The sequence below is a fragment of the Pseudomonas poae genome (genome assembly GCA_028869255.1).
In the GTDB taxonomy this organism is placed as follows: Bacteria; Pseudomonadota; Gammaproteobacteria; order Pseudomonadales; family Pseudomonadaceae; genus Aquipseudomonas; species Aquipseudomonas poae_C.
The window spans coordinates 810,540-830,692 of sequence record CP110972.1; the positions used below are offsets into that span (position 1 = coordinate 810,540).

Consider the following 20,153-nt stretch of genomic DNA (forward strand, 5'->3'; position numbering starts at 1 on the left):
GAGGTAAGGGTCATGAATCGCTATGTTTCCGTTCTGGCATTGAGTGGGATTGCCGTGCTCGCGGGCTGTGTCGCCCCGACGCCAAAACCCAATGACCCGTACTACGCACCGGTGTTGCCGCGCACGCCGCTGCCGGCGGCTGCCAACAATGGCTCGATCTATCAGGCCGGTTTCGAACAGAACCTGTACAGCGACCGCAAGGCGTTCCGCGTGGGTGACATCATTACCATCACCCTGAACGAACGGACGCAGGCCAGCAAGAACGCCAACTCCCAGATCGACAAGACTAGCAAGACCGCCATCGGCCTGACCTCTCTGTTCGGCGCAGGGGTGAACACTAACAACCCATTGGGCAGCGGTGACCTGAGCCTCAATGCCGGCTACAGCGGCGACCGCGCCACCAACGGCAAGAGTGCGGCGGCGCAGGGTAATACGCTGACCGGTTCGATTACCGTGACCGTGGCGGATGTGCTGCCCAATGGCATCATTGCCATTCGCGGTGAAAAGTGGATGACCCTTAACACCGGTGACGAGTTGGTGCGCATCGCCGGGATGGTACGTGCCGATGACATCGCCACCGACAACACCGTGTCGTCGACGCGGATTGCCGATGCTCGCATTACCTACTCGGGTACGGGTTCGTTTGCTGACGCGAGTCAGCCGGGCTGGTTCGACCGTTTCTTCCTTAGCCCGCTGTTCCCTTTCTAGGTGGCCACTTTGAAACTCAAACAGCTGATGGCGGCGGCACTCCTGCTGAGCTTGAGCGCAGTTGCCCAGGCCGAACGCCTGAAAGACATCGCCAGCATCTCCGGCGTGCGTTCCAACCAGTTGATCGGCTACGGCTTGGTCGTGGGGCTCAACGGTACGGGTGACCAGACCACCCAGACCCCGTTCACCCTGCAGACCTTCAACAACATGCTCTCGCAGTTCGGCATCAAGGTGCCGGCGGGTTCGGGCAACGTGCAGCTCAAAAACGTCGCGGCCGTGTCGATCAGTGCCGACTTGCCGGCGTTCTCCAAGCCGGGGCAGGTGGTGGATATCACCGTGTCGTCCATCGGTAACTCGAAAAGCCTGCGTGGCGGCACCTTGCTGATGACGCCGCTCAAAGGTATCGACGGCAACGTCTACGCCATCGCCCAGGGCAACCTGGTGGTCGGTGGTTTTGACGCCGAGGGCCGTGACGGTTCGAAGATCACCGTGAACGTGCCGTCGGCCGGTCGTATTCCCGGCGGCGCCACGGTTGAACGCACCGTGCCGAGCGGTTTCAACCAGGGCAACAGCCTGACCTTGAACCTCAACCGCTCCGACTTCACTACCGCCAAGCGCGTGGTCGACAAGATCAACGACATGCTCGGCCCTGGCGTGGCCCAGGCCATCGACGGCGGCTCGATCCGCGTCACCGCGCCGCTCGACCCAAGCCAGCGTGTCGACTACCTGTCGATCCTGGAAAACCTCGAAGTCGACCCGGGCCAAGCAGTGGCCAAGGTCATCATCAATTCGCGTACCGGTACCATCGTGATCGGCCAGAACGTCAAGGTCTCGCCGGCGGCGGTGACCCACGGCAGCCTGACCGTGACCATCACCGAAGACCCGATCGTCAGCCAGCCTGGGCCGTTGTCCAATGGCCAGACAGCGGTCGTGCCGCGCTCGCGGGTGAATGCTCAGCAAGAAGCCAAGCCGATGTTCAAGTTCGGCCCCGGCACCACCCTGGATGAGATTGTCCGTGCGGTGAACCAGGTGGGCGCAGCCCCAGGCGACTTGATGGCGATCCTCGAAGCTCTGAAACAGGCCGGCGCTTTGCAAGCCGACCTGATCGTGATCTGAGACCATGGCCATGGATATGCGCAAGAGCGGGATCACCAGCACGGCGGACTCGGGGTCCTACTCCGACCTGAACCGGCTTAATCAGCTCAAGGTCGGCGCCGACAAGAACAGCGAAGGCAACATGCGCAAAGTGGCGCAGGAGTTCGAGTCGCTGTTCTTGAGCGAGATGCTCAAGTCGATGCGTTCGGCCACCGAGGCCCTGGGCAAGGACAACCCGCTGAACACCCCTGCGGCCAAGCAGTACCAGGAAATGTACGACCAGCAGCTGGCGGTTTCGATGTCTCGCGAAGGCGGCGGTATTGGCCTGGCCGATGTGCTGATGCGCCAGATGCAGAAGAACAAGCCGGTGGCTGCCGAGGCGGCCACCTTGCAAGGCCCGGCCGCCGCAGAGCCTGCGAAGAAAGTCGATGTGCCTACGCCGATTGCCGCCGGCACTCAGGCCGAAGGCCCGCTGGGCCGTTCCAATGGCCAGCGCCCGCTGTGGGCTTACCGTGTGGAAGTGCCCGCAGGCACCAGCGCCCACAGCAACGATATGGCGCTGATGAACCAGCGTCGTATCGCCTTGCCAAGCAAGCTGACTGATCGGCTGTTGGCCGGGATCGTGCCGAGCACGGACGCCGCCACCGTGGCCCCGGCCGCGCCGCTGCGTAACAGCGCCGCCGCCGACACTGTGATCAATAGCACTGCGCGCACCTTTGCCGTGCCCAGCGGGGGCATGCAGGTCTACGGCCGCGCCGTGGCCCAGCCACCGTTGGCGCCGGCGAAAAAGGCTTTCAGCTCGCAGGATGAGTTTGTCGCCACCATGTTGCCGATGGCCAAGGCGGCCGCCGCACGTATTGGCGTCGACCCGAAATACCTGGTAGCCCAGGCGGCGCTGGAAACCGGTTGGGGCAAATCGGTGATGCGCGCCGAGGACGGCAGCAGCAGCCACAACCTGTTCGGCATCAAAGCCGGTCAGAGCTGGCAGGGCGGCCAGGCCCGGGCGATCACCAGCGAGTTTCGTGATGGGGCGATGGTCAAGGAAACGGCGCAGTTCCGTTCCTACGATTCGTACCAGGACAGCTTCCATGACCTCGTGACGTTGCTGCAAAGCAATGATCGCTATAAAGAAGTTGTGAAGTCGGCCGACAACCCGGAACAGTTTGTACGCGAGTTGCAGAAAGCCGGTTATGCAACCGACCCGGACTACGCCAGCAAGATTTCGCAGATCGCCAAAACGATGAACAGTTACCAGAACTACGCTGCCGCTGGCGCAACCACACATTTATAAGGTCTGAACCATGAGTTTGCTCAGTATCGGGATGTCAGGGCTCAATGCCGCTCAAGGATCGTTGTCGGTCTTGAGTAATAACATTGCCAACGCCAATACCGCGGGCTATTCGCGTCAGCAGACCACCCAGAACGCAACTGCGTCGAACCAGTTCGGCGGCGTGTTCATCGGCAGCGGTACTACCCTGGCCGACGTGCGCCGGGTGTACAACGAGTACCTGGACACGGCCTATCAGAACAGCACCTCGCTCAACAGCGATGCGGCGGCTTACCTGGACCAGGTCAGTGCCGTCGACAAAACCCTGTCGGACAAGACCACCGGCATGTCGGCCGTGCTCAGCTCGTTCTTCGCTGCCGTGCAGACCGCAGCAGCCAACCCGAGCGACACCTCGGCGCGCCAGATTCTGCTTACCAGCGCCCAGACCTTGAGCAACCGGTTCAACTCGATCTCCACCCAGCTGGGCCAGCAGAAAGAAACCATCAACAGCCAGTTGACCTCCATGAGCGACCAGGTCAACCAGTTGACCTCATCGATTGCCTCGCTCAACAAGCAGATCAACCAGGTGCAAGGCTCGTCGAACACCTCGCCGGCCAACCTGCTGGATGCGCGTGCCGAGGCCGTGCGCTCGCTCAATGAACTGATCGGCGTGACCGCCACTGAGAAAAACGGCGTGTTCAGCGTCAGCACCGGCAGCGGTCAATCGCTGGTGTTGGGTGACCAGTCCAACACGATTTCCGCCGTGCCGAGCAAAAGCGACACCAGCCAGTACACCATCCAGCTGAACATGGCCGGCAACACCGCAGTCGACCTGGGTAACGTGGTCAGTGGCGGCAGCATTGGTGGCCTGTTGCGCTACCGCAGCGACGTATTGATGCCGGCGATCAACGACCTCGGTCGTATTGCCATCGTCACCTCCGACGCGATCAACAGCCAGCTCGGCCAGGGTGTTGACCTGAATGGTGAGTTCGGTGCGTCGATGTTCAAGGACATCAACAGCGCGGCGTCCATCGCCCTGCGCAGCCAGGCGGCGCAAGGCAACACGGGCGACGCCAACCTGGGCGTGACGATTGAGGACAGCAGCAAGCTGACCAACTTCGACTACAAGGTCTCCTTCAACGACAGTACCAACCTCAACAAGGTCACCGTGCTGCGTTCCGACGGCAAGGCCATGGGCACTTATGACCTCAGCACCACGCCGCCTCCGGTCATCGACGGGTTCACCCTGGCGGTCAACAACGGCGCGGTGGGGGTCAAGGCCGGCGACAGTTTCAAAGTCAGCCCGACCGCCAACGGCGCCAAGGAAATCGGCACCGTGCTCACCGACCCGAGCAAGATTGCGTTTGCCGCGCCGTTGCTGGGCGAAGCCGGCAAGACCAACGAGGGCACCGGCACGTTCACGCCGCCGACCCTGACGGTGCCTATCGACATCCAGGGCGGCGCCGACGCTGCACAGCTGCGTGTCGGTATTGCCAACTCGATGCCGGTGAAGATGGTGTTCGGCGACACGGCGGCCGATGGCACGCAGAGCTACACCCTGAGTAACTCCAAGGGTGAGTCTATCGGGTCGGGCACTATCGTCCCGGGCCAGGCCAACAAGATCACCATCAGCGTACCGATGCGTGATGCCAACGGCACCTTGTTGAACCCGGCCAAGAGCTTCAGTTTCGACACCACCGTGGCCGGTTCGCCGACCAAGGGCGACAGCACCTCGTTTTCGTTCAATGCCTCTGGCAAGTCCGACAACCGCAACGCCCAGGAACTGATCAACCTGCAAACCAAGGCGACCGTGGGGCAGGCGGCGGACGGCAGTGGCGGCACCAGCCTGATCGGGGCCAACAGCAAGTTGGTGTCGACCGTCGGCGCCAAGGCCGCAGCGGCCACCACGGACACCACGGCCACCAACGCGCTGTTGACGGCCAACAAGAATGCGCGCAATTCGGTGTCCCAGGTCAACCTGGACGAAGAGGCGGGCGACATGATCAAGTTCCAGCAGTACTACACCGCGTCGTCGCAGATCATCAAGGCTGCGCAAGAAACCTTCAGTACGCTGATCAATAGTCTTTAAGGGAGTCTGGGACGATGCGCATTTCTACTCAGCAGTATTTCGACACCAGTGCCAGCAAGTATCAGAACAACTATTCCGGCGTGGTCAAGGCCCAGGAACAGGCGAGCTCCGGCGTGCGTGTACAGACCGCCGCGGATGATCCGGTTGCCGCGCAGCGCCTGCTGATGCTGCAACAGCAAAAAGACATGCTCAGCCAGTACAGCGGCAACATCACCACGTTGAAAAGCTCGCTGACCAACGAAGAAAGTATTCTGGACTCGCTCAATACCGCACTGGAGGCCGGCAAGCAGCTGGCCCTGCGTGCCGGTGGCGTGACCAGCGATGCGGACCGCAAATCCATCTCGGTCGAGATCGGCGCTCTGGAGGAGCAGGTACTGGGCCTGCTCAACAGCAAGGATGCGGCGGGTAACTACCTGTTCTCCGGCTCCAAGACCCAGACGCCACCGTACACGCGCAACAACGACGGTACCTACACCTATCAGGGCGATGAAAACGCGCTGAGCCTGCAGGTCTCCCAGACGCTGACGGTGAGCATGGGCGACACCGGCAAAAACATTCTGGAAGGCGCGATCAATACCAGCCGTACCCAGGCCGGCTACATTGCGCCTACCGCTGCGCCTGTGCCGCCGGCGATCTCGCCGCCGCTGGTGAATGACAAAAAGGTCGCGATTTCGGCCGGCCTGGTGACCTCGGGCACCGACTACACCAAGCAGTTTTCCGATGGTCAGCCGTACAAGGTGACCTTTACCAGCAGCACCCAGTACGTTGTCACCGACAAGGACAACAACGACATTACGTCGCAGCTGCCGGGCAACGGTACGTTCGACTCCACCAAAGAGGGCAGCGCGAGCATCAACGTGCGTGGGGTCAAGTTCGATATCACCGTGGACCTCACCAATACCGCCACCGGGCCTGACGCCGATGCGCTGGTCAAAGGCCGTGAGTTCAGCCTGGCGGCCAAGCCCGATACGTTCAACGTTGCCCGTACCGCGAGCAACACCTCTGCCGCGCAATTGGTCAATGGCACCGTCAGCAGCCCGACTGACTATGCCAACACCTTCCCGGGTAACAGCGGGATCCTGATCAAGTTCGATGACACCGACCCGAATGCCTATAAGGTGTATGCCCAGCCGTATACCGCCAACAGCAAGCCGATTGTCGACAATGGCGTAGTTACCCCCGGCACGCCGCCGGCCCCGAATACGATCACGGCGGCAGGCGTCACCTTTGAGCTCAGTGGCACCCCGAACGTTGGCGATCAGTTTTCGGTGGGTAACAGCACCCAGAAAACCCAGAACGCCCTCGACACCCTGAGCCAGCTGCGCCAGGCCCTGGAGCAGCCGGCCGACGGTATTCCCGGGGCGCGGGTCAAGCTGCAGGATGCGCTGAACGCGGCGGTCAGCAACCTGGGCAACTCTTCCACCCAGTTGGACAACGTGCGCGGCTCCATCGGCGCGCGCCAGAATGCACTCGACGTGCAGTCCAGCGAAAACACCAGCATCGGCTTGGCCAATACCACCACCATGAGTGCGCTGGCCAACATCGACATGGGCGAGGCGGCGATCAACCTGACCATGCAGCAAACCATGCTCGAAGCCTCGCAGCTGGCGTTTGTGAAAGTCTCGCAGTTGAGCCTGTTCAACAAGATGTAAGCGGCGGCACGTCAAGCGGCCCAGTCTGGAAGCAGGCTGGGCCGTTGTCGTTTTCGCGGTTTAATTGTTTGAAGGTTTTGCATAAAGCACACAAAATTGAGTGACCTGTGAGTCATAAAGCGCATCTTCACTGTATCGTGTGAAAAGGATAAGTCGTCACAGGGTCCATGCACGGCGGCTTTCAGCGGGATTTTTATGGGGTTATCCCCTTTATTGTCAGCACCCCAGGCGTCGTCCGCGGGGTGTTCTCCAGCTATTTAGTATTGGGAAGCCACAATGATTGGCATAAAAAGCATCGCCAGTTACGTGCCGGCAGACGGGATCGATAACTACGCCCAGGGTGCCAAATTCGCCAAGGATGAAGAGTTCATCATTGGCAAGATCGGGTCGGCGTTTTTGCCGCGCAAGGAAGCTGCGCAGGAAACCTCCGATCTGTGTGTCGAGGCGGTCAACGCTTTGTTTGCCAATAACCCGCAGTTGAAGCGCGAGTCCATCGACGCGCTGATCGTCGTCACCCAGAACGGCGACGAAGAGGGTTTGCCCCACACCGCTGCCATCGTCCAAGACAAACTGGGCCTGCCGACCCATGTCGCCGCCTTTGATATTTCCCTGGGCTGCTCCGGCTACGTCTACGGCATCTACGCGATGAAGGGCTTTATGGAAGCCGCCGGCCTGAAAAACGGCCTGTTGATCACCGCTGACCCGTATTCGAAGATCGTCGACCCAGAAGACCGCAACACCACCATGCTGTTTGGCGACGCCGCCACCGCCACCTGGATGGGCGAAGATGCGCCGTGGTTGTTGGGCAAGTCCAAGTTCGGCACCGACGGTTCCGGCGCGCCGCACCTGAAGGTCAGCGATGGCGTGTTCTTCATGAACGGCCGCCAGGTCTTCAACTTTGCCTTGCTCAAGGTGCCGGCGCATTTGCACGAGCTGCTTAACGAGTCGGACCTCAAGGCTGACGATATCGACGCGTTCTGCATTCACCAGGGCAGTGCGGCAATTGTCGACGCCGTGGCGCGGCGCTTTGAAGATGCGCCGGTGGACAAGTTCATCAAGGACATGGTCGAGACCGGCAACACCGTGTCGTCGAGCATTCCGTTGCTGCTGGAAAAGCACGTGATGGACGCCACCTGGAAGCGCGTGGCAATCAGCGGTTTTGGTGTGGGCCTGTCGTGGGGTTCGGCGATTCTCTATCGTCCGTGATGCCTTGATAGCCCGCACAACAAAACGCCGATGATCTTTCGATCATCGGCGTTTTTTATTTGGCGCCAGAAAAGCCAATGAATACTGGGATTTTCACCTGCGTAAACCCTTGAATTACAAGGGGTGGCACCGCGCCAGCAAAAAAATCGAAAAAAATCCTCAAGCAACCGGCTACCACGACGATAACTATTACGTAGGTTCTCAGGCCACACCCGGCGGTTGCCAGGGCCGGAAGCCGCAGTATCCATCCAACGAGGATTTCGTCATGGCTTTAACAGTAAACACCAACATTGCTTCGATCACTACTCAGAGCAACCTGAACAAAGCTGGCGGCGCCCTGGCCACTTCTATGCAGCGCCTGTCTTCCGGCCTGCGTATCAACAGCGCTAAAGACGACGCTGCCGGCCTGCAGATCGCTAACCGCCTGACCAGCCAAATCAACGGCCTGGGCCAAGCAGTCAAAAACGTGAACGACGGTATCTCGATCGCTCAGACCGCTGAAGGCGCGATGCAGGCTTCGACCGACATCCTGCAAAAAATGCGTACCCTGGCTCTGTCTTCCGCTACTGGCTCGCTCAGCCCTGACGACCGTAAGTCGAACAACGACGAATACCAGGCTCTGACTTCGGAACTGACCCGTATCTCGCAAACCACTACTTTCGGTGGCCAGAAGCTGCTGGACGGTTCGTACGGTACCAAAGCAATCCAGGTTGGCGCCAACGCTAACGAAACCATCAACCTGAGCCTGGAAAACGTTGCTGCTAACAACATCGGTTCCCAGCAGGTTAAATCGGTTGGCCTGACCCCTAGCGCTACCGGCCTGGCTGCTGGCTCCATCGCCATCACCGGTAACGGTCAGTCGACTTCGGTTGCTGTCGCCGCCGGCGACTCTGCCAAGACTATCGCTGCTGGCCTGAACGGCGCCATCGGTGGCCTGAGCGCTACTGCCAGCACCGAAGTTGAGTTCTCGGTAGACGAGACCAAGACCAAGGGCGCTACCGGCGTTCCGGCAAACTTCAGCATCGGCGTGGGTACCGCCAGCGTTAAGTTCGTAGGCGTAACCAGCACCGCTGACCTGGCTGACCAGTTGAAGTCCAACGCTGCCAAACTGGGCATCAGCGTTAACTACGACGAAGCCAAAGGCACTCTGCAGGTTAAATCCGACTCCGGCGAAAACCTGAGCTTCACCAGTGACGCAGTGGGCGCTGACGCTGTTGGCATCAAAGTTAAAGACGGCTCTGGCGCATACGCTGCCACCGCTACTAACCTTGCCGCTGCTGCTGCCGGTGTAATCGTGGCAACTGGCCAGATCTCCCTGGATTCGGCTAAAGGCTACTCCCTGGCTAACGGCGCTACCGGTACTTCGGTAACCGACCTGTTCGGCGCAGCTCAGATCTCTTCCAAGAAGACTTCTGTTGCCGAAACCGACGTGACCGACGCCAACAACGCTCAGAACGCCCTGGCTGTAATCGACAAAGCTATCGGCACCATCGACAGCGTGCGTTCGGGCCTGGGTGCTACCCAGAACCGTCTGACTACCACTGCAGACAACCTGCAGAACATTCAGAAGAACTCCACCGCTGCACGTTCCACCGTTCAGGACGTCGACTTCGCTTCCGAAACCGCCGAACTGACCAAGCAACAAACCCTGCAATCGGCTTCCACCGCGATCCTGTCGCAGGCTAACCAGCTGCCATCCGCTGTACTGAAGCTGCTTCAGTAATTCCAGCGCTTGGTAACTAACGGAAGGGCGCGTCTACGTGCCCTTCCGTTTTTTCGGTTTAGAGGAGATTGGACATGGACATGAGTGTAAAGCTGAGCCCGTCTTATCCGCCGGTTGCACCTCAAAGCGCACCTGCTCAGGTGGCAGCCGACAAAAGCGTCACTAAAGTCCTGGAAGCTCCCGCCATCGGCAAACAGCCGGAGCGCGCGGACCTGGAAAAAGCAGTCACCGATATGCGTGAGTTCGTTCAATCGACTCAGCGCAGTCTGGATTTTTCGATTGATGATTCCACCCACCGTGTGGTGGTCAAGGTCATCAATACCGACAATGGTGAAGTGATTCGCCAGATTCCGTCGGAAACAGCATTGAAGCTGGCACAGAACCTTTCCAGCGCAAGCAACTTGTTGTTTGATGACAAGGTCTGAGCTGGCATGAAACTTGTTGCTGTCATGGCTTGAGGCGTAATAAGTCAAGATAACGGCAGCCACCGAACAGGAGATAGATGATGGCGGGTTCAACGGTAAGTGGTATCGGTTCGAACATCGATACGCAAGCGATCGTGACATCCTTGGTCAACGCCGAAAAGGTGCCCAAGCAGACGCAGATCAACACCGCTTCCGCGAAAGCGACCACCACGCTGTCTTCGATCGGCAAGATTCAGGCGGCGCTGGATGCGTTTCGTGGTGCCCTGGACACTATGACGGCCAGCTCCAGCTTCACGGGCTTGAGCGGCTCGTCCTCGGATGAAAAAGTCGCCACGATGACAGCCAGCAACACGGCGTCCAACGGCAGCTTCCGACTGATCGTCAGCCAGTTGGCCCAGGCATCCAAGTTGTCGAGCAAAAACTTCGCGGGCGGCACCTCCACTGTGGTGAATGCCACTGACAAGCCGACCACGCTGACCATCTCGCAGTCGGGTAAGGCTTACGACGTCAATATTCCTGCTGGCGCGACCTTGCAACAGGTGCGTGACTCGATCAACACCCAGTTCGGTACGTCGGGCCTGAGTGCAAACATCCAGACCGACTCCAATGGTTCGCGTTTGATCCTGACCTCTACCAACATGGGGACGGGCTCCGACCTGACGCTGTCGGGTAATTCGGGGTTGGATGTCGGCTCTACGGTGGTTGATCCGCCGAAAGACGCGTTGTACAGCATTGATGGTGTTGCTTCGGTTTCCAAGACCAACAACATCGAAGGCGCGTTGAGTGGCGTGAATATCAAGCTGGTGTCGGTGTCGGCCACCAAGACGGCCAATGACCCCGCTGAAAACCCGGAAAGAACTGCCACGCTGATTACCGTCAGCACTAACAACACCGCGCTCAAATCCGGGGTCAAGGGCTTTGTCGATACCTACAACGCGCTGATTACCGCCATGAACGCCGAAACCAAGGTCACCACGAACCTGGACGGCAGCACCACGGCGGCGACCCTCACCGGCGACTCCACCATGCGCTCGCTGCAGTCTGCGATTCGTAATGAGTTCAACACACTGTCGGGCACCGGGCAGCTCAAGTCCCTGGCCCAATTTGGTGTTGCCACCAGCTCCAGCACCGGTTTGCTGACCCTGGATGACAAGAAGTGGGACGCGGCGGTAAAAACCAACGCGGCCGACATCAACAGTATGTTCAGCGGTCCGACCGGTATGCTGGCGCGTATGAAAAGCGCCACGGATGACTACGCTAAAAGCAGCACAGGCATCCTGGCGACACGCTCCGCATCGTTGTCCGACACCCTCAAGGACCTGACCAAACAGCAGTCATCGCTCGACGAGCGCATGACCCTGCTTACCAGCAGCCTGTCCGCCAAGTACAACGCCATGGACACCCTGGTCGCGCAGCTGCGTCAGCAAAGCACCAGTGTCATGACCACGCTCAATGCATTGAACAACGTCAAGACCAATAGCTGATCCCCGTTAGTGAAAAAGGCCAGGCAACCTGCCTGGCCTTTTTTTATCGAGAGACGACTGGCGCTAAAGCTTTTTGCGAACCCGTCGACATATTGGTTACTAGAATCCTTTTCGCTGTCGCCTGTCACGAGGTAGAAACATGAATCCCATGAGAGCCCTTCGCCAATACCAGAAGGTCAATTCCCATGCTCAGATCTCCGAAGCCAGCCCTCATCGTCTGGTGCAGATGCTGATGGAAGGCGGGCTGGACCGTATGGCCCAGGCCAAAGGTGCGCTGGCTCGCGGTGACATCGCGGCCAAGGGCCTGATGCTCGGCAAGGCTATCGACATCGTGATCGGCCTGCGTGACGGCCTGGATGCGCAAAAAAGTGATAACCCGGCTTACGTCCAGCAGCTGGAAAGTCTGTACGCGTACATGACCAACCGCCTGATGGAAGCTAACCTGCATAACGATGCCGACATGATCGACGAAGTGGCGCGTTTGCTGATTACCGTAAAAGAAGGCTGGGACGCCATCGCCGCGCCACAGGCTGTAACCGAGTAAGGCGCAGCAGAGAGGGGCCTGAGGGCCTTGAGGAATACGTGATGAGCCAAGCACTGCAACGCATTGATGAAACCCGTGAGGCGCTGATGGGCGCGCTGGCGGACCGTAACTGGGACGCCATCGGCGAGCTCGATATGGGCTGCCGCGACGTGATCGAGCAGGTGCTCAGTGAGGCGCCGGTAGACGAGGATGCGTTGCGTGAAAAGCTTGAGAGTTTGCTGGCGGTGTATCAGCAGCTTTTGGAAGTGACGACCGGCGAACGCCAGGCGATTTTTGAAGAGATGTCGCAGATCAACCAAGCGAAAAATGCGTCAAAGGTTTACCATCTGTTCGGCTGAACTGGCTCAGTTAATCCGAATGCGCGTCATAAATTTGACTGCGCGAGTTTTTTTGACTTAACTAGTGCTGTTTTCAGATTTCAGACGTCTTGTAATGTAAGAAGTCTTACAAGCGTCTCGATTGCCCTCACTTCGGGGCAGAGCGTTTACTAGGGAAGTTGCTATTGCATGTGGCGTGAAACCAAAATTCTGCTGATCGATGACGATAGCGTCCGCCGCCGCGATTTGGCGGTGATTTTGAATTTTCTTGGCGAAGAAAATTTGCCCTGCGGCAGCCATGACTGGCAGCAGGCGGTCAGCTCATTGTCGTCGAGCCGTGAAGTCATTTGTGTGCTGATCGGGACGGTAAACGCTCCTGGCGCTGTTTTGGGCTTGTTAAAGACACTGTCTACCTGGGATGAGTTCCTTCCAGTGTTGCTAATGGGCGATATTTCTTCCGTGGACCTGCCGGAAGACCAACGCCGCCGCGTGCTTTCCACCCTGGAAATGCCTCCCAGCTACAGCAAATTGCTCGATTCCCTGCACCGCGCCCAGGTCTACCGCGAGATGTACGACCAGGCCCGCGAGCGCGGTCGCCACCGCGAGCCCAACCTGTTCCGCAGCCTCGTCGGTACCAGCCGTGCGATCCAGCACGTGCGCCAGATGATGCAGCAAGTGGCCGATACCGACGCCAGCGTGCTGATCCTCGGCGAATCCGGCACCGGCAAGGAAGTGGTCGCCCGCAACCTGCACTATCACTCCAAGCGCCGCGACGGACCCTTCGTGCCGGTCAACTGCGGGGCGATCCCGGCAGAATTGCTCGAAAGCGAATTGTTCGGCCACGAGAAGGGCGCCTTTACCGGGGCGATCACCAGCCGTGCCGGGCGTTTTGAGCTGGCCAACGGCGGCACCCTGTTCCTCGACGAAATCGGTGATATGCCGCTGCCGATGCAGGTCAAGCTGTTGCGTGTGTTGCAGGAGCGCACCTTCGAGCGCGTGGGCAGCAACAAGACCCAGAGCGTCGACGTGCGCATCATCGCGGCCACCCACAAGAACCTCGAAAGCATGATCGAGGTCGGCAGCTTCCGCGAAGACCTGTACTACCGCCTCAACGTATTCCCCATCGAGATGGCCCCGCTGCGTGAGCGCGTGGAAGACATCCCGTTGCTGATGAACGAACTGATCTCGCGCATGGAACACGAAAAGCGCGGCTCGATTCGCTTCAACTCCGCCGCGATCATGTCCCTGTGCCGCCACGGCTGGCCGGGCAACGTGCGTGAGCTGGCCAACCTGGTGGAGCGCATGGCGATCATGCACCCCTACGGGGTGATCGGCGTGGTCGAGTTGCCGAAGAAATTCCGCTACGTCGACGATGAAGACGAGCAGCTTGTGGACAGCCTGCGCAGCGATATGGAAGAACGGGTCGCCATCAACGGCCACACCCCTGACTTCGGTTCCACCGCGATGCTGCCGCCCGAAGGCCTGGACCTGAAGGACTACCTCGGCAACCTCGAACAAGGGCTGATCCAGCAGGCCCTGGACGACGCCAACGGCATCGTCGCGCGTGCCGCCGAGCGCCTGCGCATCCGTCGAACCACCCTGGTGGAGAAGATGCGCAAGTACGGTATGAGCCGCAAAGAAGGTGATGAACAGGCGGATGATTGACGCCTGTTTTTCAAGCCGCTGATTAATCAGCGGTTTTTTTTCGGCACAAGTATTGCTACAGCCCTCGCAACGTTCCGTTTAACTGACGGTCAGCCAAGCGAGAGAGCATGATGCCCCACGCCGCCCAACAATCTGTCGGCCCCGCCATCCCGGGGCTTCTTCCGTCTGTAGAACAGCAAAGCCGCCAGGGTCTTGAGCAGGCGTTTTCGCTGTTCAACCAGATGTCGAGCCAATTGACTGACTCCTACAGCCTGCTGGAAGCTCGGGTTTCCGAACTCAAAGGCGAGCTGGCCGTGGTCAGTGCCCAGCGCATGGAAGAGCTGGCCGAGAAAGAGCGCCTGGCCAACCGTCTGCAAAACCTGCTGTCGCTGTTGCCCGGTGGCGTGATCGTCATCGACGACCAGGCCGCGTGCGCGAAGCCAACCCGGCTGCCTGCGACATGCTTGGCCTGCCGCTGGAAGGCGAGCTGTGGCGTCACGTCATCACCCGCTGCTTTGCGCCGCGTGAAGACGACGGCCACGAAATCTCTCTGAAAGACGGCCGCCGCTTGTCCATCGCCACCCGTTCCCTGGACGCGGAGCCGGGCCAGCTGGTGCTGCTCAACGACCTGACCGAAACCCGTCACCTGCAAGACCAGCTGGCGCGCCATGAGCGCTTGTCATCGCTGGGGCGGATGGTCGCTTCTTTGGCGCATCAGATCCGCACGCCGTTGTCGGCTGCGTTGATCTACGCCAGTCATTTGACTGATGAGCAATTGCCCGCCGCCACTCACCAGCGATTTGCCGGGCGCCTCAAGGAGCGCCTGCATGAACTGGAGCATCAGGTGCGTGACATGCTGGTGTTTGCCCGCGGCGAATTGCCGCTGACCGATCGCATCACTCCGGCTGAGCTGATGCAGGCCCTGCAAGCTGCGGCCGCGACGCATATTCAGGATGTGCACGTGCGCTGGCAGTGCGACAGCCACCTCGGCGAGCTATTGTGCAACCGCGACACGCTGGTCGGCTCGCTGCTCAACCTGATCGAAAACGCCACCCAGGCCAGCGGCCCCGGTGCGCGGCTCAAGGTGCACCTGTACAACCGCGAGCAAACCCTGCGCCTGTGCATCAGCGACAGCGGCAGCGGGATCGACCCCGCTGTGCTGCAGCGCCTGGGCGAGCCGTTTTTCACCACCAAGACCAACGGCACCGGCCTCGGCCTGACCGTGGTCAAGGCCGTGGCGCGTGCCCATCAGGGAGAATTGCAACTGCATTCCCGGTTGGGGCGTGGCACGTGTGCATTGATGACCTTGCCGCTGTTCTCATGCGCGGCAAGCGCGGAGTAAAAAAGTAATGGCTATCAAGGTTCTGTTGGTGGAAGACGATCGCGCCCTGCGTGAAGCATTGGCTGACACGCTGCTGCTGGCGGGCCATGACTACCGGGCGGTCGGGTCTGCCGAGGACGCCTTGGAGGCGGTGGAGCAGGAGGCTTTCAGCCTGGTGGTCAGCGACGTGAACATGCCCGGTATGGACGGCCACCAGTTGCTCGGCTTGCTGCGCGCACGCCAGCCGCAACTGCCGGTGTTGCTGATGACCGCCCATGGCGCCGTGGAGCGGGCGGTGGACGCGATGCGCCAGGGCGCGGCGGATTACCTGGTCAAACCCTTTGAGCCCAAAGCGCTCATCGAGCTGGTGGCGCGGCATGCCCTGGGCGTGATCCCGGCCACCGAAGGCGAGGGCCCGATTGCCTTCGAGCCGGCCAGTGCACAGCTGCTGGAATTGGCGGCCCGCGTGGCGCGCAGCGATTCCACCGTGCTGATTTCCGGCGAGTCCGGCACCGGTAAAGAGGTGCTGGCGCGCTATATCCACCAGCAATCGACCCGCGCCAAACAACCGTTTATCGCCATCAACTGCGCGGCGATCCCCGACAACATGCTCGAAGCCACGCTGTTCGGTCACGAAAAAGGCTCGTTCACCGGCGCCATCGCGGCCCAGGCGGGCAAGTTCGAACAGGCCGACGGCGGCACCATTTTGCTCGATGAAATCTCGGAAATGCCCCTGGGCCTGCAAGCCAAATTGCTGCGGGTACTGCAAGAGCGCGAAGTGGAGCGGGTGGGCGCACGCAAGCCGATCCAGCTGGATATCCGCGTGGTCGCCACCACCAACCGCGACCTGGCCGGCGAAGTGGCGGCGGGGCGCTTCCGTGAAGACTTGTTCTACCGGCTGTCGGTATTCCCGCTGGCCTGGCGCCCGTTGCGCGAGCGCCCGGCGGACATCATCCCGCTGGCCGAGCGCCTTCTGAACAACCACGTCAAAAAAATGAAGCACGCCCAGGCGCGGCTGTCGGCCGAGGCGCAGGCGTGCCTGATCGCCTACCCATGGCCGGGCAATGTGCGCGAACTCGACAACGCGATCCAGCGCGCATTGATCTTGCAACAAGGCGGCCTGATCCAGCCCCAGGATTTCTGCCTGGCCATGGGCAGTGGCGCCGCACCCTTGCCGAGCCTCGCGCCGGCGCCGGTGGTGGTGGCCGAAGCCGAGTCGGCCGGGGCCCTGGGCGACGACCTGCGCCGCCGCGAATTCCAGATGATCATCGACACCCTGCGTGCCGAACGCGGTCGCCGCAAAGAGGCCGCCGAACGCCTGGGGATCAGCCCGCGCACCCTGCGCTACAAGCTGGCGCAGATGCGCGACGCCGGAATGGATGTGGAAGCGTATCTCTTCGCCACATAGCCGGTAACAAGGTTGACAAGGTTTGTCGCCTTTTCTTACGAGTTGCTACAGAGCTGGCACCCTTGTTGCTACCTCCCCTAGTAATCGCTGCGTAGTGTCAAAAATTTGCGGGTTGTCGGAGAGAGAAGGTCATGAGCCAGGGTATTGAGTTCAATCGGTTGATGTTGGATATGCGCTCCATGCAAATGGATGCCATGGCTCAACCGAAATCCGTCGCGCCAGCGCCGGAATTGGGCCAAAGCAGTTTCGCCGACATGCTGGGTTCGGCCATCAACAAAGTCAGTGACACCCAGCAAGCTTCCAGTCAGTTGGCCAACGCGTTCGAGATCGGCAAAAGCGGCGTGGACCTCACCGATGTGATGGTCGCCTCGCAAAAGGCCAGCGTCTCGTTCCAGGCGTTGACCCAGGTACGTAACAAGCTGGTTCAAGCCTATCAAGACATCATGCAGATGCCGGTTTAAGGACGAGATTTAAGTCATGGCAGAAGCAGTCGTGGACAACGTACCCGCCAAGGCAGACGGCAAGCCGCCGCTGTTTGGCCTGTCGTTCCTGGAAAACCTCTCGGAAATGACCATGTTGCGTCAGGTGGGCCTGATGGTCGGCCTGGCTGCCAGCGTGGCGATTGGTTTTGCCGTGGTGCTGTGGTCGCAGCAACCTGATTACCGGCCGCTGTACGGCAGCCTGGCCGGTATGGACTCCAAGCAGATCATGGAAACCCTGGCCGCCGCCGACATCGCCTACACCGTAGAGCCGAACTCCGGCGCGTTGCTGGTCAAGGCCGACGATGTGGCGCGTGCGCGCATGAAGCTGGCGGCCGCTGGTGTGACCCCGTCCGACAGCAATATCGGTTTTGAAATCCTCGACAAGGACCAGGGCCTGGGTACCAGCCAGTTCATGGAAGCCACCCGCTACCGCCGTGGCCTGGAAGGCGAACTGGCGCGCACCATCTCCAGCTTGAATAACGTCAAGGGTGCCCGCGTGCACCTGGCCATCCCGAAAAGCTCGGTGTTTGTGCGCGATGAGCGCAAGCCCAGCGCCTCTGTATTGGTTGAGCTGTTTTCCGGCCGCTCCCTGGAGCCTGGCCAGGTGCTGGCGATCATCAACCTGGTCGCCACCAGCGTTCCTGAACTGAGCAAATCGCAAATCACCGTGGTGGATCAGAAGGGCAACCTGCTGTCCGACATGGCGGAAAACTCCGCGCTGACCCAGGCCGGCAAGCAGTTCGACTACAGCCGCCGCATGGAAAGCATGCTCACCCAGCGCGTGCACAACATCCTGCAACCGGTGCTCGGCAACGACCGCTACAAGGCTGAAGTGTCGGCCGATGTGGACTTCAGCGCCGTCGAGTCGACCTCCGAGCAGTTCAACCCCGACCAGCCGGCCCTGCGCAGCGAGCAGTCCACCAGCGAACAACGCACCGCCAGCAATGGCCCGCAAGGTGTGCCGGGTGCCCTGAGCAACCAGCCGCCAGCCCCGGCCTCGGCGCCGCAGACCACCGGTGGCGCCGCAGCCACTGCCGGCGCGATTCAGCCTGGCCAGCCGCTGCTGGACGCCAATGGTCAGCAGATCATGGACCCGGCCACCGGCCAGCCGATGCTCGCGCCTTACCCGGCGGACAAGCGTAACCAGTCCACCAAGAACTTCGAACTTGACCGTTCCATCAGCCACACCAAACAACAACAGGGCCGTGTCAATCGCCTGTCGGTGTCGGTGGTGGTCGACGACCAGGTCAAGATCAACCCGGCTGACGGCGCGGTTACCCGTGCGCCATGGAGCGCCGACGAATTGGCGCGCTTCACCCGCCTGGTGCAGGACGCCGTCGGTTTCGATGCCAGCCGTGGCGACAGCGTCAGCGTGATCAACATGCCGTTCTCCGCTGAGCGTGGCGAAGTGATTGCCGAAGCCGCGTTCTACACGCAGCCGTGGTTCTGGGACATCGTCAAGCAAGTGCTGGGTGTGTTGTTCATCCTGGTGCTGGTGTTCGGCGTGCTGCGCCCGGTGCTCAACAACATCACCGGCAATGGCAAAAAACAACTGGCGGCCTTTGGGGGCAGCGACGTGGAGTTGGGTGGCATGGGCGGCCTGGATGGCGAACTGGCCAACGACCGCGTCAGCCTCGGCGGCCCGCAAAGCATCCTGTTGCCGAGCCCGAGCGAAGGTTACGACGCTCAGTTGAACGCAATCAAAAGTCTGGTGGCAGAAGACCCGGGCCGTGTGGCCCAGGTCGTGAAAGAGTGGATCAACGCAGATGAGTGATAATCGAGCCGCTGTTGCCAAGCTCACCAAGGTCGATAAAGCCGCAGTCCTGCTGCTGTCCCTTGGTGAAACCGACGCCGCCCAAGTGCTGCGCCACATGGGGCCCAAAGAAGTCCAGCGCGTGGGCGTAGCCATGGCGCAAATGCGCAATGTGCACCGCGAGCAGGTCGAGCAGGTGATGAGCGAGTTCGTCGAGATCGTCGGCGACCAGACCAGCCTGGGCGTCGGCTCCGACAGCTACATTCGCAAGATGCTGACCTCGGCCCTGGGCGAAGACAAGGCCAACGGCCTGATCGACCGCATCCTGCTGGGCGGCAACACCAGCGGCCTCGACAGCCTCAAATGGATGGAGCCGCGTGCGGTTGCCGACGTGATCCGCTACGAGCACCCGCAGATCCAGGCGATCGTGGTGGCGTACCTCGACCCGGACCAGGCCGGTGAAGTGCTTGGCCACTTCGACCATAAAGTGCGCCTGGACATCATCCTGCGCGTGTCGTCGCTGAACACGGTACAGCCGGCGGCCCTGAAAGAACTCAACACGATTCTCGAGAAGCAGTTCTCGGGCAACTCGAATGCCTCGCGTACTACCCTGGGTGGTATCAAGCGTGCGGCCGACATCATGAACTTCCTCGACAGCTCGGTCGAAGGCCAGTTGATGGACTCGATCCGCGAGATCGACGACACCCTGTCCGGCCAGATCGAAGACCTTATGTTCGTGTTCAACAACCTCTCCGATGTCGACGACCGTGGCATCCAGGCGTTGCTGCGCGAAGTGTCCTCGGATGTGCTGGTACTGGCACTCAAGGGCTCGGACGAAGGCGTCAAGGAAAAGATCTTCAAGAACATGTCCAAACGTGCGTCCGAACTGTTGCGCGACGACCTCGAGGCCAAGGGCCCGGTGCGCGTCAGCGACGTGGAAACCGCGCAGAAAGAGATCCTCACCATTGCCCGCCGTATGGCCGAAGCCGGAGAAATCGTTCTCGGCGGGAAGGGCGGCGAAGAAATGATTTAAGG

Annotated in this window: 16 protein-coding genes and 1 pseudogene; all 17 read left to right on the forward strand. The window is 60.4% G+C overall.

What is annotated here, in order from left to right:
* Window positions 1-12 precede the first annotated feature (12 nt).
* The 17 genes and pseudogenes from flgH to fliG all read left to right on the forward strand — a co-directional run bounded on the left by flgH (window position 13) and on the right by fliG (window position 20,151).
* A complete protein-coding gene (gene flgH, locus LRS56_03815; protein ID WDU63674.1) occupies window positions 13-708 on the forward strand; it encodes a flagellar basal body L-ring protein FlgH in 696 nt (231 codons plus the stop codon).
* 27 nt (window positions 709-735) lie between these two features.
* On the forward strand, window positions 736-1,824 hold the full coding sequence (locus LRS56_03820; protein ID WDU65687.1) for a flagellar basal body P-ring protein FlgI: 1,089 nt from the start codon (window positions 736-738) through the stop codon (window positions 1,822-1,824).
* A 4-nt stretch (window positions 1,825-1,828) separates the two neighbouring features.
* Window positions 1,829-3,094, forward strand: coding sequence for a flagellar assembly peptidoglycan hydrolase FlgJ (gene flgJ, locus LRS56_03825; GenBank protein ID WDU63675.1), 1,266 nt, complete (start codon window positions 1,829-1,831; stop codon window positions 3,092-3,094).
* 10 nt (window positions 3,095-3,104) lie between these two features.
* Window positions 3,105-5,159: a flagellar hook-associated protein FlgK gene (flgK, locus tag LRS56_03830; protein WDU63676.1), complete on the forward strand. Its 2,055-nt coding sequence runs from the start codon at window positions 3,105-3,107 to the stop codon at window positions 5,157-5,159.
* A 14-nt stretch (window positions 5,160-5,173) separates the two neighbouring features.
* The gene (locus LRS56_03835; protein WDU63677.1) at window positions 5,174-6,811 is read left to right on the forward strand and encodes a flagellar hook-associated protein 3; all 1,638 of its coding nucleotides are present in this window, start codon (window positions 5,174-5,176) and stop codon (window positions 6,809-6,811) included.
* A gap of 276 nt (window positions 6,812-7,087) precedes the next feature.
* Window positions 7,088-8,017 (forward strand): ketoacyl-ACP synthase III, encoded by a 930-nt coding sequence (locus LRS56_03840; protein WDU63678.1) that lies wholly within the window; start codon window positions 7,088-7,090, stop codon window positions 8,015-8,017.
* 265 nt (window positions 8,018-8,282) lie between these two features.
* Complete coding sequence (locus LRS56_03845; GenBank protein WDU63679.1) at window positions 8,283-9,740, forward strand: flagellin; 1,458 nt, start codon at window positions 8,283-8,285, stop codon at window positions 9,738-9,740.
* 74 nt (window positions 9,741-9,814) lie between these two features.
* A complete protein-coding gene (locus tag LRS56_03850; protein WDU63680.1) occupies window positions 9,815-10,165 on the forward strand; it encodes a flagellar protein FlaG in 351 nt (116 codons plus the stop codon).
* 80 nt (window positions 10,166-10,245) lie between these two features.
* A complete protein-coding gene (gene fliD, locus LRS56_03855; GenBank protein WDU63681.1) occupies window positions 10,246-11,649 on the forward strand; it encodes a flagellar filament capping protein FliD in 1,404 nt (467 codons plus the stop codon).
* A 139-nt stretch (window positions 11,650-11,788) separates the two neighbouring features.
* On the forward strand, window positions 11,789-12,193 hold the full coding sequence (gene fliS / locus LRS56_03860; GenBank protein WDU63682.1) for a flagellar export chaperone FliS: 405 nt from the start codon (window positions 11,789-11,791) through the stop codon (window positions 12,191-12,193).
* A gap of 41 nt (window positions 12,194-12,234) precedes the next feature.
* Window positions 12,235-12,531, forward strand: a complete 297-nt coding sequence (gene fliT / locus LRS56_03865; GenBank protein WDU63683.1) for a flagellar protein FliT — start codon at window positions 12,235-12,237, stop codon at window positions 12,529-12,531.
* 168 nt (window positions 12,532-12,699) lie between these two features.
* Window positions 12,700-14,175, forward strand: a complete 1,476-nt coding sequence (locus LRS56_03870; protein ID WDU63684.1) for a sigma-54 dependent transcriptional regulator — start codon at window positions 12,700-12,702, stop codon at window positions 14,173-14,175.
* Between the two features lie 110 nt (window positions 14,176-14,285).
* Window positions 14,286-15,496 (forward strand): annotated as a pseudogene (locus LRS56_03875) (ATP-binding protein).
* A 7-nt stretch (window positions 15,497-15,503) separates the two neighbouring features.
* Window positions 15,504-16,883, forward strand: coding sequence for a sigma-54 dependent transcriptional regulator (locus LRS56_03880; protein WDU63685.1), 1,380 nt, complete (start codon window positions 15,504-15,506; stop codon window positions 16,881-16,883).
* Between the two features lie 131 nt (window positions 16,884-17,014).
* The gene (gene fliE, locus LRS56_03885) at window positions 17,015-17,344 is read left to right on the forward strand and encodes a flagellar hook-basal body complex protein FliE (protein ID WDU63686.1); all 330 of its coding nucleotides are present in this window, start codon (window positions 17,015-17,017) and stop codon (window positions 17,342-17,344) included.
* A 16-nt stretch (window positions 17,345-17,360) separates the two neighbouring features.
* Window positions 17,361-19,139, forward strand: a complete 1,779-nt coding sequence (gene fliF / locus LRS56_03890) for a flagellar basal-body MS-ring/collar protein FliF (protein WDU63687.1) — start codon at window positions 17,361-17,363, stop codon at window positions 19,137-19,139.
* Window positions 19,132-20,151 carry a flagellar motor switch protein FliG gene (gene fliG, locus LRS56_03895; protein WDU63688.1) on the forward strand — a complete coding sequence of 340 codons (1,020 nt, stop codon included), beginning with the start codon at window positions 19,132-19,134 and terminating at the stop codon, window positions 20,149-20,151. The genes fliF and fliG overlap by 8 nt, the downstream gene beginning before the upstream one ends.
* The last annotated feature ends 2 nt before the right edge of the window (window positions 20,152-20,153 follow it).